The sequence below is a fragment of the Pseudomonas sp. GD04058 genome (assembly GCF_029836855.1).
In the GTDB taxonomy this organism is placed as follows: domain Bacteria; phylum Pseudomonadota; class Gammaproteobacteria; order Pseudomonadales; family Pseudomonadaceae; genus Aquipseudomonas; species Aquipseudomonas bharatica.
In genome coordinates this window covers 18,232-32,656 of sequence record NZ_JAOECN010000004.1, presented here as the reverse complement: position 1 = coordinate 32,656, position 14,425 = coordinate 18,232, and the positions used below count along the sequence as shown (strand labels likewise).

Genomic DNA, 14,425 nt, shown 5'->3' with positions numbered 1-14,425 from the left:
CTCCAACACCCCCAAAGACAGTTCCCGCAGGTTCGCTGCCCAACGCTCCCTGACAAATCTGTAATTCAAACCTCAGTTTGCTGTCAGCCACAGCAGATTAAGGTCGGGCATCCCTGTTGATGGACTGACACCCCATGCCCCACCTTCCTACCCGCCGCACCTTCGTCAAGGGCCTGGCCGCAGCCAGCGCCCTGGGCGGTCTCGGCCTTTGGCGCAGCAACGCATGGGCCCGCGGGCCGCATGATGCCGTCGAGCTGGACGGCCAGCATTTCGAGCTGTTCATCGGCCAGACCGCCGTGAATATCACCGGCAAGCCACGGACCGCGCTGACCATCAACAACAGCCTGCCCGGCCCGGTGCTGCGCTGGCGCGAAGGCGATACGGTGACCCTGCGGGTGCGCAATCGCCTGGACGAAAGCACCTCGCTGCACTGGCACGGGATCATCCTCCCGGCCAACATGGACGGCGTGCCCGGCCTGAGCTTCGCCGGCATCGAGCCCGGCGGCGATTACCTGTACCGCTTCACCCTGGAGCAAAACGGCACCTACTGGTACCACAGCCATTCCGGCCTGCAGGAGCAGGCCGGGGTCTACGGCGCCATCGTCATCGAGCCGAAGACCCCCGAGGCCCACGTCTACCAGCGCGATTGCGTGCTGCTGCTCAGCGACTGGAGCGACGAGAAGCCCGCCGCCCTGCTGACCCGCTTGAAGAAACAGTCCGACTACTACAACCAGCGGCAGCGCACCGTCGGCGACTTCATCGATGACGTGGCCCGCGACGGCTGGTCGGCGACCCTGGCCAACCGCAAGGAATGGGCGCTGATGCACATGACGCCCACCGATATCGCCGATATCAGCGCCGCCACCTATACCTACCTGCTCAACGGACTGGCTCCCGAGGGCAACTTCACCTGCCTGTTCCAGCCCGGCGAAACCCTGCGCCTGCGCCTGATAAACGGCTCGGCGATGACCTACTTCGACTTCCGCATTCCCGGCCTCAAGCTCACCGTGATCGCCGCCGACGGCCAGCCGGTGCAGCCGGTCACGGTGGACGAACTGCGCCTGGCGGTGGCGGAAACCTACGATGTGCTGGTCACGGTCGGCGACCTGCCGGCCTACACCCTGTTCGCCCAAAGCATGGACCGCAGTGGCTATGCCCGCGGTACCCTGGCCCGGGCCCATGGCCTGAGTGCAGCGATTCCGGCGCTGGAGCCCAAGCCGGTGCTGACCATGGCGGACATGGGCCATGGCAACATGGGCGCGATGGACCACGGCAGCATGGCCGGCATGCATCACGCCATGCCGGGCATGGACATGCAGCAGCACCCGGCTTCGGAAAACGGCAACCCGCTGGTGGACATGCAGACCATGATGCCCAAGGCCAACCTGGGCGATCCCGGCATCGGCCTGCGCGATAACGGCCGCCGGGTACTGACCTATGCCGACCTGAAAAGTACCTTCGCCGACCCGGATGGCCGCGAGCCGGGGCGCGAGATCGAACTGCACCTGACCGGGCACATGGAGCGCTTCGCCTGGTCGTTCGACGGCATCCGCTTTTCCGATGCCGAACCGCTGCGCCTGAAATACGGCGAGCGCCTGCGCATCACCCTGGTCAACGACACCATGATGGCCCACCCCATCCACCTGCACGGCCTGTGGAGCGACCTGGAGGATGAACACGGGCGATTCCAGGTGCGCAAGCACACCGTTGACATGCCACCGGGCAGCCGCCGCAGTTACCGGGTCAGTGCCGACGCCCTGGGCCGCTGGGCCTACCACTGCCACCTGCTCTACCACATGGAAACCGGCATGTTCCGCGAGGTACGCGTCGATGAATGAACGATCGAACAGGCCGTTGATCGGCGGCATTGCCCTGCTTTTGCTGCTGGGCAGCGAGGAGATTCGCGCGGCAACGATGGATCACTCCGGCATGAATCACTCCGGTATGGATCATTCGGCCATGGGCCATGGCGCGATGAACCATGGAGCAATGGATCATGACGCAGTGAATCACGGAGCAATGACGCATGGCTCGATGAACCACGATGCACCGCAACTACCACGTACACCGCTCAAACCGGTTACCGACGCCGATCGCCAGGCAGCCTTCCCGCCCCTGCCCGGGCACCAGGTGCATGATCGGCAGATCAACTGGGCGGTGACCGTCGAACAACTGGAGTACCAGAATTTCGAAAACAGCAGCGCGCTGAACTGGAATGCCAACGCCTGGATCGGCGGTGATATCGACCGCCTGTGGCTGCGCAGCGAAGGCGAACGGGAACAGGGACGCACCCACAAGGCAGAATTGCAGGCACTCTGGGGGCACGCCTTCAGCCCCTGGTGGGAAGTGGTCGCGGGCGTGCGCCAGGACTTCAAGCCGGGCAGCGGCCAGACCTGGGCAGCCTTCGGCGTCCAGGGCACACCGCTCTATGGCATGGAACTGGAAGCCACGCTGTATGCGGGCGAGCGGCAACAGACCGCGCTGCGGCTGGAAGCGTCCTACGCTATCCTGCTGACCCAGCGCTGGCGGCTGGAGCCAATGGTCGAAGCCAATTTCCATGGACGCAACGACGCCGGCCGCGGACAAGGCTCAGGGCTGTCGGACAGCGAGACCGGGGTGCGCCTGCGCTACGAGATCACCCCGGGGTTTGCGCCCTATGTAGGGGTGACCTTCAACCGGATGTATGGCGAAACGGCGGCGATGGCCCGGGATGAAGGCGAGGATATCGGGCAGACGCGCTGGGTGGCGGGTATCAGGTTAAGGTTCTAGACCGTGTCGCCCCGATCGCCGCACCGCAGCGATGAGGCCCGGTCAGACAACACAGAATTCAAAGGAGAAAGACCATGCTGAAGAAAAACCTGGCAGCCCTCGGCCTGCTGGCCCTGGCCACCCTGGCCCAGGCCGGGCAGACCATCGATGTCTACCGCGATCCCAACTGTGGCTGCTGCAAGGAATGGATCAGCCATCTGCGCGACAACGGCTATACCGTCAACGACCACGTCGAACCGAACATGAGCGCGGTCAAGCAGAAACTCGGCGTGGCGCCGCGCCTGGCTTCCTGCCATACCGGCGTGATCAACGGCCAGTTCATCGAAGGCCATGTCCCGGCCGAGCAGATTGCAGTGCTCGGCAAACGCCCCGACCTGAAAGGCATTGCCGTACCGGGTATGCCAATGGGCTCCCCGGGCATGGAAATGGGCGATCACAAGGACGCCTACCAGGTCATCGGCTTGACCGGTGCCGGCACCGACGAAGTGATTGCCGAGTACTGACTGGCACGGCCAGGTCCGCTTATTGTCATCAACAGGGAGACAATCAATCCGCACCCAGCCGGATTGTCGGAAAGACCAATCCCCAGGAAAATGCCCGGACTTTCATAGCAAACGCTGCCTCAAGCAGTTCATGGAGACCGAGCAATGCCACACGAAGGCAGCCTTCTGCAAACCGCGGTGATCTTCCTCCTCGCCGCGGTCGTTACCGTTCCCCTGGCCAAGCGCATGCAACTGGGGGCCGTGCTCGGCTACCTGCTGGCTGGCGTGGTGATCGGCCCGCAAGCCCTGGGGCTGATCCGCGACACCCAGAGCGTTGCGCATATCTCCGAGCTGGGCGTGGTCCTGCTGCTGTTCATCATCGGCCTGGAACTGTCGCCACGGCGCCTGTGGCTGATGCGCAAGTCGGTGTTCGGCGTGGGCCTGGCGCAGGTCCTGCTGACCGGTGCGGTGATCGGCGCCATCGCGCTGTTCGGCTTTGCCCGCTCGCTGCCGGCGGCCATTGTCCTGGGCCTTGGCCTGGCCCTGTCGTCCACCGCCTTCGGTTTGCAGAGCCTGGCCGAAAGCAAGCAGCTCAATGCGCCCCATGGTCGCCTTGCCTTTGCCATCCTGCTGTTCCAGGACATCGCCGCGATTCCGCTGATCGCCCTGGTGCCGCTGCTGGCCGCCGCCGGGCCGGATACCAGCCATGGCGACAGTCTGGGCCACGGCCTCAAGGTATTCGGCAGCATTGCCATCGTTATCGTCGGCGGCCGCTACCTGCTGCGTCCGTTGTTCCGCATCGTGGCCCGCACCGGCCTGCCGGAAGTGTCTACCGCCACCGCCCTGCTGGTGGTGATCGGTACGGCCTGGCTCATGGAGGAAGCAGGCATTTCCATGGCCCTGGGCGCTTTCCTCGCTGGCTTGCTGCTGGCGGACTCGGAATACCGGCATGAACTTGAGGCGCAGATCGAGCCGTTCAAAGGGCTGCTGCTGGGGCTGTTTTTCATCAGCGTGGGCATGGGGGCCAACCTGCGCCTGCTGCTGGATATGCCGCTGCTGCTGATCGGCCTGACGCTGCTGCTGGTAGCGGTGAAGCTGCCGCTGCTGATGCTGGTCGGCCACTTCGCCGGTGGCCTGAACAAGGTCAATGCCCTGCGCCTGGGCGTGGTGCTGGCCGCCGGTGGCGAATTCGCCTTCGTGGTGTTCAAGCTGGGACGCGACCAGGGCCTGTTCGACCTGCAAACCTACGACATGCTGCTGATGACCATCACCCTGTCCATGGCCATCACCCCGCTCCTGCTGCTCGGCTGCGCTCGCCTGGGCAAGCGCCCGCAGGTGGTGCGCGAAGTGCCGGAGCAATACAAGGACATCGATACCGATGCGCCGCGGGTGGTGATCGTCGGCATGGGCCGGATGGGCCAGATCGTGGCGCGGATCCTGCGCGCGCAGAAGATACCCTTCCTCGCTCTGGAAACCTCGGTGGATACCATCGAGATGACCCGCATGTTCGAGCAGGTGCCAGTGTTCTACGGTGACCCGCAACGTCCCGAGGTGCTGCATGCGGCGAAGGTCGGCGAGGCCGAATACTTCGTCATCGCCACCGACGACGCCGAGGCCACGACGCGCACGGCGCAGCGGGTCAAGCAGATGTACCCGCATCTCAAGGTCCTGGCCCGGGCACGCAATCGCCAGCATGTGCATGAACTGGTGGAGGTGGGCGCCGAGCCGATTCGCGAGACCTTCCATTCGAGCCTGGAAATGAGCCGGATGACCCTGGTCGGGCTGGGCTTGAGCGAGGACCAGGCGGCGGACCGGATCCAGCGCTTCACCCGGCACGACGAGGAAGTGCTGGCCGCCCAGGGCCGGGTGCGGGATGACAAGGCCAAGGTGATGCAGACGGCCAAGGAAGCGCGGCTGGATCTGGAGCGGTTGTTCGAAGCCGATGCTGATTGATTGATCTTTTGGGCCTCATCGCTGGCAAGCCAGCTCCCACAGGTTCGGCAGCGCCGCGGACACTGTGGGAGCTGGCTTGCCAGCGATGAGGCCCTGAAGATCAACAGAGATACTTGCAGTAGACTCCGGGCTTGTCACAACGGAGCCGCCCTTCTTGGAAGACCTCAACTCCCTCTATTACTTCACCCAGGTCGTCGAACACGGCGGCTTCGCCCCCGCCGGCCGCGCGCTGGACATGCCCAAGTCCAAGCTCAGCCGGCGCATTTGCGAACTGGAGGAGCGCCTCGGCGTGCGCCTTCTGCATCGCACCAGCCGTCACTGCTCGCTGACCGAAATCGGCCAGGAATACTATCGACGCTGCCTGGCCATGCGGGTCGAGGCCGAGGGCGCGGCCGAGGTGATCGAGCGCAATCGCAGCGAGCCCCGCGGCTTGGTGCGCCTGAGCTGCCCGACCACCCTGCTCAACTCCTGGGTCGGGCCGATGCTGACCCGCTATATGCTCAAGTACCCGTTGGTAGAGCTGTTCATCGAAAGCACCAACCGCCGCGTCGATCTGCTGCACGAAGGTTTCGACCTGGCCTTGCGGGTGCGCTTCCCGCCCTTGGAAAACACCGACATGGTGATGAAGGTGCTGAGCAACAGCACCCAATGCCTGGTCGGCCAGCCGTCGTTTCTCCACGCGCTGCCGGAGGGCTTCGACCCGCAGCGGCTCGGCGAGCTGCCCAGCCTGCACTGGGGCAGCGCCCAGCGCGAGTACCAATGGGAGTTGTTCCAGGGCGAGGACATGAGCCGCAGCCTGGTGATCCCGCATACCCCACGCATGGTCACCGACGACCTGTTCGCCTTGCGCCATTTCGTCGTCGCCGGGGTGGGAATCGCTCACCTGCCACGGGTGGCGGTGCGCGAGGACCTGGCGGCGGGGCGGCTGGTGGAGTTGCTGCCGGGATGGCATCCGCGCTGCGGCATCGTGCATGCGATCTTCCCGTCACGGCGCGGCTTGCTGCCGTCGGTGCGGGCATTGATCGATCATCTGGCGGAGGAGTTTGCGGGGAGTGACATGGCCTAGAAAGCAGAAGGCCTCATCGCAGTGGTCCGACGATGAGGCCCGAAAGCACAACGGGGATCAGCGCGACAGGAACGCCAGCAGGTCTTCGTTCAACTGCTGCGCATGAGTCACGGCAAACCCGTGGGGCGCCCCGCTGTAGAGGGTCAGCTCGGCCCCGCGGATCATCTGCGCGGCTTTCTTGCCCGTGGTCTCGAAAGGCACGATCTGGTCGTCATCGCCATGGATCACCAGGGTTGGCACGTCGATCTTCGCCATGTCCGGACGGAAGTCGGTTTCGGAAAACGCCGTCACGCAGTCCAGGGTGGCCTTGAGCGAGGCCATCAGGGCGATGTTCAGGGTCTGGGCCTGCACGCCCTGGGATACCTTCTGCCCATGATTGATGCCGTAGAACGGCGCTGCGAAGTCGGCGATGAATTGCGCACGGTCGGCGCGGATGCCGTCGCGGATGCCATCGAATACCGACTTGTCGACACCCTCCGGATTGTCCGCGGTCTTGATGAACAGCGGCGTGACCGCGCCCAGGAGGACCAGCCCGGCCACCCGCTCGCTGCCATGCCGGGCGATATAGCGGGTGACATCGCCGCCGCCCATGGAGAAGCCCACCAGGGTCACCTCGTTGAGGTCGAGGTGCTCGATCAGCTGGGCGATATCGTCGGCGAAGGTGTCGTAGTCATAGCCCGTCCACGGCTGGCTGGAACGCCCGAAACCGCGACGGTCGAAGGCGATGGCGCGGTAGCCGCGGCTGGCCAGGAACTCCATCTGCACATCCCACATATCGGCGTCCAGCGGCCAGCCATGGCTGAACAGCACGGGCTTGCCGCTGCCCCAGTCCTTGTAATAGATCGCGGTACCGTCACGGGTAACGAGAGTGCTCATAGCGGTATCTCCTGAAAAATGCGTAGGTAGTTTCTTGAGTGTGTATGGGGCGATTCGTTCAGGTCCGCAGCCAGCCGGCAGCGAGGCGGGTCACCAGCGGCATGATGAAAAACACCACGGGCAGGATGACGAAGAGGTTGCCGATCAGGTTGCCCGCCAGCGGCCCGCCCAGCGCGGGAACCGCAGCGAACAATGGCGCCAGCAAGGCCGGGACCAGCAGGGTCATCGGGCAGATCACCAGGTAGGTCAGCACCGCCTGCTTCCAGCGCGGGGGTTGCTGGGCACCACTGCCGACAGGGGTGAACCAGAACTCGGGGTCGGCGTGGACTTCGGTATGGTCGCCGCCATCAAGCAAAGGCATGACCTCGTCGATCATCCGCTGGCGCTCGCTGGAGTTGACCCAATCCTGCAGACGGGCCGACTCACAGAAGCGCACCACTGTGGTGAAGTGCCTGCCGCCCTGCTCCGGACGGATGACGTTGACGCCCAGGTGACCGGGCTGGCGACGCGCGGCCTGCACGGCGCGCTTGAGCCATTCTTCATAGGTGTCCAGCGCGTCGCTGCGGACCTTGTGCTGGATGACCAGCGTGACCACGTTGGAGCTGTCCTGGTTGGCGGTGTTCATAAGCAGTTTCCCTGGCGATAAGTGGTGTGTCGCGTTGATGGGAAAAGCTTAATTTCGACACCCTTTCAGCACTAGACGGCCAAATCGGCCTTTAGCGTTCCATTAAAGGAACGATAAACAATCGAACACTTCCGTGCTGGCAGCCATGGATCACGGGAAATATCCTACGCACCCTTCGGAAAAAGGAAGCGCGCCCACCGTGCTGAACTATTGGGGTCTGTTCTTCGCGGCATTCGGCGCCGCCACGTTATTGCCGCTGCAATCCGAGGCGGTGCTGGTGGGCCTGCTCCTGCACGATCCGCAGGCGGTGACGAGCCTGTTGCTGGTGGCGACCCTGGGCAACGTACTGGGCTCTATCGTCAACTGGCTGCTGGGGCGAGCTCTGGAACGCTGGCGCGACAAGCGCTGGTTCCCCTTTTCCGCCACGCAACTGGACAAGGCGCAGCAGCGCTACCAGCGCTATGGGCAATGGTCGCTGCTGCTGAGCTGGATGCCGGTGATCGGCGACCCGCTGACCCTGATCGCCGGGATCATGCGCGAGCCATTCTGGCGCTTCGTGCTGCTGGTGACCCTGGCCAAGGGCGCACGGTACCTGGTGCTGGCGCTGATTACCCTGGGTTGGTTCGGCCGCTGACGCCCCAGATCATCTCCTCGGTCCAGCCCAGTTCGACGAAATCCTGCGCGCGCAGATGGGCCTCCCCCTCGCAGAAAAATTCATCCAGTTGCGGCGGGCGCACACCGGTATCCGCGAGCATGGCGTGGACCTGCCCGCGGTGGTGGATCTGGTGCTCGAAGAGATGGGACAGCAGGCGCAAGCGCTGGTCGCGCTGAACCCGCTCGGGACGGACGATGCTGACGTAGCGCTGCAACTGGTCGTCGCGCTGTTGCTGGCAATAGGCAATCAGGCGCCGGTCGTTCTGCGCCTGTTCCCGGTGCAACTGCCCGACATCGTCGAAGGGTTGTTCCGGCTCGAAGAAGCGCGCCGACAGTTCGTCCGGCGGCTCCCCGCGCAGCTCGCGCTCCAGGGCCTGGAGGTAGAACCAGTCGACGGTCAGCAGGTGATTGAGGGTGGCCTTGATCGAGGGGAAGAAACTGCACCGCGGCGCGACCAGTTCGTCGCGGCTCAGTTGCCGGCACGCCTTGTACAGGCGGTGGTTGGCCCAGGCATTGTTGTAGGCCATGGTCAGCAGGTGGTGCGACAGTGGCTCGGCCATCTTGCACGTCCTCAGTGGAAGCGTTGCAGCTGCATCTCCCGCAGACGGCTGAGTGTCCGTCGGAACGGGAACTCCAGGTAGCCTTGAGTGTAGAGCGCTTCCAGGGGAACGTCGGCCTCCAGGTAAAGGGCTACGCGCTGGTCATAGCATTCATCGACGAGGGCGATGAAACGCCGTGCACCGTTGTCCTGCGGTGACAGTTGCGGCAGCTCCCGATCGCCGGCCACCACCCGCTCGGCGCCATCCTCGGTGCCCCGGGCGATCCTGCCCGGGCGCTGCGCCGCACCGAGCGCCGGCACGCCGCTGAGCAGAATGGCATCGAACGTTTCGCACAGGGCCATGAACTCCATGGCGGCCAGGGGCTGTTCGCACAGATGCGGGTAATCGCACCAGAGCACCCTGGCGCTGCGGCGGATCACCTGGACGGTGCGGTAGCCGACGGGCAGGTCCGCATCAGTGGCCGGGGCGCCGCCGCTCAAGTCGTTGAACACCTGCTCCAGCGCGCAGGGCTGGCCGGCCTGGCGCACCCAGTAGCGCTGCTGGCCGACACCGGGGTGCAGGCGATGATCCTGCTCACCCTGGACTGCCACCACCTGCATCGACGCCTCGATCGCGGCGATGGCCGGGAGGAAGCGCTCGCGGTTGAAGCCGTCGGCGTAGAGCTCGCGTGGCGGCAGGTTGGAGGTAGCGACCACCACTACCCCGGACTCGAACAGCACCTGGAACAGACGACCGAGAATGATCGCATCACCGATATCGTTGACGAACAGCTCGTCGAAACACAGCACGCGGATCTCTTCGGCGAGGCCTTGGGCCAGGGCCTTGAGCGGGTCGGCAGTGCCGTTGAGCTGGAACAGGCGCTGGTGGGTCCAGCGCATGAAGTGATGGAAATGCTGGCGGCGCGCGGGAATCGTCAGGCAACCATGGAACTGGTCCATCAGCCAGGTCTTGCCGCGGCCGACCGGGCCCCAGAGGTACACGCCCCGGGCCGGTTCGCCGCGCTGCACGGCATCAAAGCAGTTTTGCAGGGCTTGCACGGCGGCCTGCTGGGCAGGATCGGGAATGAAGCCCTGCTGCTCGATGGCCTGGCGGTACAGGGCCAGGGGGGTGTGGGACATGCTGACCCTCGGACAAAAGGGCACAGGGTATATCAGTAAGCCATTATTTGTATGTGGATTTTGAAGTCGGCGCGGTCCCTGTGGGAGCGGGTTTACCCGCGATTGCTGTTATGGATTCACTGAAGTAATCGCGGGTGAACCCGCTCCCACAGGGGCCGCGTAATGGCGGCTTATTCTGCCAGCCCCACCTTCAGCAGTTCCCCATCCTCCTCATCCGTCAGCAGGTAGAGGAACCCGTCCGGCCCTACCCGGACATCCCGCACCCGGGCGTCCAACTGCCCGAGCATGCGCTCTTCATGGACGATCCTGTCGCCATCGAGCTGCAACCTGATCACTTCCTGGGTTGCCAGGGCACCGATGAACAGGTTGTGGTCCCAGGGTTTGAAGCGACCGCCATCATAGAACGCCATGCCACTGATGCCCGGGGATTTCTCCCAGACGTGGTGAGGCGCTACCGTGCCCTTCACGTCCTTGCCCTTGGCCTCGGGAATGGGCATCAGCGAATAATTGATGCCATGGGTCGCCAGCGGCCAGCCGTAGTTCTTGCCGGGCTTGGGAATATTGATCTCGTCACCACCACGGGGACCATGCTCGTGGGTCCAGAGTTGCCCGGTCCAGGGGTTGAGCGCCGCGCCCTGCTGGTTGCGGTGGCCGTAGGACCAGATCGCCGGTTGCACGTTTTTCTGTCCGACGAAAGGGTTGTCCTTGGGAATTTCGCCATCGGGCAGGATGCGCACCACCTTGCCCTGCAGCTTGTCGAGGTCCTGAGCGGTCGGTCGCTCGTTGTTTTCGCCCAGGGCGATGAACAGATGACCCTCGCGGTCGAACACCAGCCGCGAGCCGAAGTGATTGCCGCTGGACAGCTTCGGCTCCTGGCGGAAGATCACGTTGAAATCCTCCAGGCTCGACAGGTCGCCGGAAAGCCGACCGCGCCCAACCGCCGTGCCGGCCTTGCCACCCTTGCCACCGCCCTCGGCAAACGACAGATAGACCAGGCGGTCCTTCTTGAACGTCGGCGACAACACCACGTCGAGCAGGCCGCCCTGGCCCTTGGCCCAGACCTCGGGCACGCCACTCAATGGCGCACCCACCCTGCCCTCAGGGCCGATCACCCGCAGGTTGCCCTGGCGCTCGGTAACCAGGATCCCCTGGTTGTCCGGAAGAAACGCCAGGGCCCAGGGGTGTTTCAGGCCCTCGGCCAGAGTCGCCACCTTGAGCGTGCCCTCTTCGCTGGGGAAGGTCCGTTCAGGCGCGGCCTGGGCCAGAAGTGGCAAGAGTGCGGCAGTGCCGAAGGCGAGCAGCCAGGATCGTGAGGTCATGCGGGCTTCCTTTCTGGGGGCGCGATCACGGTGCACGTTGTGAATCGCGGGGTGGGCGGATGGGCTCCAGGCGTGGCGCCTGTTGCTCGCGACGCAGGTCGTCGCCGTTGCCGATGCCCCGGTTCTCCAGGGTTGGCGGGCGGGATGGCGGCTGGGTGGACGGGCCGCGCACCGGCGGCGTGGCGGGCACGCTGCCCTGCTGGCTATTGGGATTGATGTCGCGGATGGGACTGTTGTTCGGGTTGTTTTCGCTCGCTGCCAGCACCGCCCCCGCAGCGCAAGCGGCAAGGACAGCAGCGAACAGCATCGGCAAGCGTCGGCGTGACATGGGCACCTCCCGCAATTGGGCATCTCCGAAGGTTGGATAGCCTAAGGTGCGAGAGGTTCGCCCGGAAAGCGCCGGGGCCGGCGCAGGTGATTCATTTTGTTACGAGGGAAGCATTGCCCTGGCGGCCCCGCAGCAGCACCGGTCTCAGTAGGCCAGCGACCAGGTCAGGGTGTAGGTGCGGCCGCGCCCCTGGTAGTCATACAGGTACGCAGGGCCATAGGTCGGCGAGTAGAACAGCGTCGCGCGCTGGCCCCAGACGGTGCTGTATTGCTTGTCCAGCAGGTTCTGGATGCCGGCGCTGAAGGTGCCGAAACCGGTCTCCTGGCTACCCAGCAGGTCGAAGGTGGTGTAGCCGGAAATCTTGTGGTCGGCATCGTCCTCGAGGGTGAAGGCGTGGTTGGCCTGCAGCCGCGCATTGCGCCCGTCGCCTTTCCAGCCGACGAAGGCGGTGGACTTGGACAGCGAAGCATAACGGGCATCGCGCTTGATCCAGTCGCCGTCAGTGTCTTCCTCCTCGGAACGCACCAGGTGCAGGGTGCTGCCGGCCTCCCAACCGCTTTCGAAGCGACGGGTCACTGCGCCTTCGAAGCCGAAGTCACGGCTTTTCTTGTCTTCGACGTTGATGGTCAGGGTCGCCGAGTCGGTGCTGATGACCTTGTCCGACCAGATGTAGTAGACCGCCGCCTGGGCATCCCAGTCCACATCGGCATAGCGCCAGCCCATCTCGACCTGGCGGCTCTTGATCCCGGCCAGCGGGTTGTCATCGACGCTCAGGCCAGCCTTGCCGTAGTACTTGGCCGGGTCCGGCAGGTCGAAACCTTCGCCGTAGTTAGTCCAGACCTGGTGCCCGTTCTTGAAATCGTAGATCGCCCCCAGGTTGTACAGGTTGACCTGATAGTCGTTGCTGCCACCGGGAATGCCCTTGAAGTCACCGACATCCACGTCCATCTGCTGGCGTCGCGCGCCGCCGGACAGGGTCAGGTTGTCGGTCAGGTGCCAGTCCAGTTGCGCGTAGGCAGACAGGCCGTCGACCCGATAGCTCGGGTAGCGCGGCGCCTTGCTCGCGGTTTCCAGTTCGAGGCCGCCGCTGCTGGACGAGGTGCGCGCATCGAAGGTGCTTTGCTCGGCATTGAAGCGCTCGCGATCGAGGTCGACGCCGTAGGTGAGCTTGAGGGTATCCCACTGCTTGGCAAACAGCGCCTTCAGGCTGGAAACCTCGAAGTTCTGCTGCGAGGCGGCGAAGTACACGCCGCGCGAGCCCCGGGGCGTACCGCTGTTGTAGTAGGGAAACGGGTAGAAATTGTCGTCTTCCTTGCGGTACGAGGCCTGCAGGTAGAAGTCCTGGCCGAGCACATCGGCATGGTGGTAGTTGGCGTTGAGCAGCAGGCGCCGGGTTTGCGGCTCCAGGTCGCTGGACAGCCCGTTGCGCAGTTCGGCGTCTTCCAGGTCCGACGGCGCGTTGTAGTTCAGGTGCGGAAAGTAGATCCCGGTGCTGCCGTGGTTGCCGGAGTCGTAGTACTGCGCCAGCAGGTCGAGGCTCTGTTCGTCGTTGAACTGCATACCCAGGCTACCCAGCACGTCGATGGTGCGGTTGTATTGCAGGTCGGTCTGGGTGTTATCGATGAAGATCTGCTCGCCGGCGCCGTCGTAGAAGGCTTCGTTCTGCTCGGCGGACACCCCCAGGCGGGCATTGATGCGCTCGTTGCCGCCACTGACCGATTGGGCAATGCGCGTCGACAGGTCGTCACTGTTGTTGAAGCCGCTGCTGGCCCCGACCTGGGTTTCGAAACGCGCCGGGCCCTCTTCACCCTTCTTGGTAACGATGTTGATGATCCCGCCGGTGGCACCGCCGCCGTAGATGGCGCTGGCGCCGGACAGCACTTCGACGCGCTGGACGTTGAACGGCGAGATACTGTCGAACTGGCGCGACAGGCCACGGGAGCTGTTCTGGCTGACCCCGTCGATCATCACCAGGACATTGCGCCCGCGCATGTTCTGGCCGTAGTTGGTCCGCCCTTCCGGCGCCAGGTCCAGGCCCGGGACCAGCTTGCCAATGGCTTCCTTGAGACTGACACCGCTGCTGATCTGCTCCTTGAGCTGCTCCTGGTCGACCACCCAGACGGTGCCGGGAATCTCGCTGATCGAGGTGCTGGTACGCGAGGCCACGCTGACCTCGATCGCCTTGAGGGCGATGCTGGCCTGGGGCTCGGCCTTGCGCAGGATCACCGTGTTCGTATCGCTGAACTGCCAGCTCATGCCGCTGCCGGCAAGCAGTTGTTGCAGGGCCTGTTCGATGCTGTAGCTGCCGCGCAGGCCCGGGCTGTCCAGGCCGGCGACGTCGCTGGTGGTGAACAGCAGGTGCAGCCCGGCCTGGTCGGCGAATTGGGTCAGGGTCTGGTCGAGGCTCTGCGCCGGCAGGTCGAGGCTAACCTGGCGTGCCTGGGCGGCGCTGGTCTGTGCAGGGTTCACGGCTTCGGCGGCATGGGCGGCGAACGGGCCGCAGAGGCCGGTGGCCACGGCCGAAGCCAGCAGGGCCAGTTTGAAGGAACGGGTGGAACGTGCTGAGGACGGGGACAGACCTTTCACTGTTTTCTTCCAGACGAATGCGTAAATGAGAATGAGTTGCTGATCAGTCTCACTACGACGATTCGGCCTTGCAGAACTTGCAGTGACTT

At 64.4% G+C, this 14,425-nt stretch carries 13 protein-coding genes; 6 read left to right on the top strand and 7 right to left on the bottom strand.

Annotation, left to right across the window (positions count from 1 at the left end; all coding sequences use genetic code 11):
* Positions 1-134 precede the first annotated feature (134 nt).
* The 5 genes from N7650_RS05005 (at position 135) to N7650_RS04985 (ending at position 6,270) form a co-directional block, all read left to right on the top strand.
* Positions 135-1,838: a copper resistance system multicopper oxidase gene (locus tag N7650_RS05005; RefSeq protein WP_279897262.1), complete on the top strand. Its 1,704-nt coding sequence runs from the start codon at positions 135-137 to the stop codon at positions 1,836-1,838.
* Positions 1,831-2,769: a copper resistance protein B gene (locus N7650_RS05000; RefSeq protein ID WP_279897261.1), complete on the top strand. Its 939-nt coding sequence runs from the start codon at positions 1,831-1,833 to the stop codon at positions 2,767-2,769. The genes N7650_RS05005 and N7650_RS05000 overlap by 8 nt, the downstream gene beginning before the upstream one ends.
* Positions 2,770-2,843: 74 nt before the next feature.
* Positions 2,844-3,272 (top strand): DUF411 domain-containing protein, encoded by a 429-nt coding sequence (locus tag N7650_RS04995; RefSeq protein WP_279897260.1) that lies wholly within the window; start codon positions 2,844-2,846, stop codon positions 3,270-3,272.
* Between the two features lie 144 nt (positions 3,273-3,416).
* On the top strand, positions 3,417-5,204 hold the full coding sequence (locus tag N7650_RS04990; RefSeq protein WP_279897259.1) for a monovalent cation:proton antiporter-2 (CPA2) family protein: 1,788 nt from the start codon (positions 3,417-3,419) through the stop codon (positions 5,202-5,204).
* A gap of 154 nt (positions 5,205-5,358) precedes the next feature.
* Complete coding sequence (locus N7650_RS04985; protein WP_279897258.1) at positions 5,359-6,270, top strand: LysR substrate-binding domain-containing protein; 912 nt, start codon at positions 5,359-5,361, stop codon at positions 6,268-6,270.
* Positions 6,271-6,327: 57 nt separating this feature from the next.
* Here N7650_RS04985 and N7650_RS04980 read toward each other — a convergent pair whose 3' ends face one another.
* Positions 6,328-7,146: an alpha/beta hydrolase gene (locus N7650_RS04980; RefSeq protein ID WP_064302901.1), complete on the bottom strand. Its 819-nt coding sequence runs from the start codon at positions 7,144-7,146 to the stop codon at positions 6,328-6,330.
* Positions 7,147-7,204: 58 nt separating this feature from the next.
* Positions 7,205-7,771, bottom strand: a complete 567-nt coding sequence (locus tag N7650_RS04975; protein WP_009401054.1) for an antibiotic biosynthesis monooxygenase — start codon at positions 7,769-7,771, stop codon at positions 7,205-7,207.
* Between the two features lie 199 nt (positions 7,772-7,970).
* On the opposite strand from N7650_RS04975, the gene N7650_RS04970 reads away from it, so the two are divergent.
* Positions 7,971-8,405 (top strand): DedA family protein, encoded by a 435-nt coding sequence (locus N7650_RS04970; RefSeq protein WP_279897257.1) that lies wholly within the window; start codon positions 7,971-7,973, stop codon positions 8,403-8,405.
* Here the strand turns inward: N7650_RS04970 and N7650_RS04965 are convergent.
* The 5 genes from N7650_RS04965 to N7650_RS04945 form a co-directional block, all read right to left on the bottom strand.
* On the bottom strand, positions 8,380-8,985 hold the full coding sequence (locus N7650_RS04965; RefSeq protein ID WP_279897256.1) for a DinB family protein: 606 nt from the start codon (positions 8,983-8,985) through the stop codon (positions 8,380-8,382). The two genes, N7650_RS04970 and N7650_RS04965, sit on opposite strands and share 26 nt — an antisense overlap.
* Before the next feature lie 11 nt (positions 8,986-8,996).
* On the bottom strand, positions 8,997-10,103 hold the full coding sequence (zapE, locus tag N7650_RS04960; protein ID WP_064302897.1) for a cell division protein ZapE: 1,107 nt from the start codon (positions 10,101-10,103) through the stop codon (positions 8,997-8,999).
* A gap of 170 nt (positions 10,104-10,273) precedes the next feature.
* On the bottom strand, positions 10,274-11,422 hold the full coding sequence (locus N7650_RS04955) for a PQQ-dependent sugar dehydrogenase (RefSeq protein ID WP_279897255.1): 1,149 nt from the start codon (positions 11,420-11,422) through the stop codon (positions 10,274-10,276).
* 25 nt (positions 11,423-11,447) lie between these two features.
* Positions 11,448-11,729, bottom strand: coding sequence for a hypothetical protein (locus tag N7650_RS04950; protein WP_279897392.1), 282 nt, complete (start codon positions 11,727-11,729; stop codon positions 11,448-11,450).
* Between the two features lie 165 nt (positions 11,730-11,894).
* Positions 11,895-14,327, bottom strand: coding sequence for a TonB-dependent receptor (locus N7650_RS04945; RefSeq protein ID WP_279897389.1), 2,433 nt, complete (start codon positions 14,325-14,327; stop codon positions 11,895-11,897).
* Between the last annotated feature and the right edge of the window lie 98 nt (positions 14,328-14,425).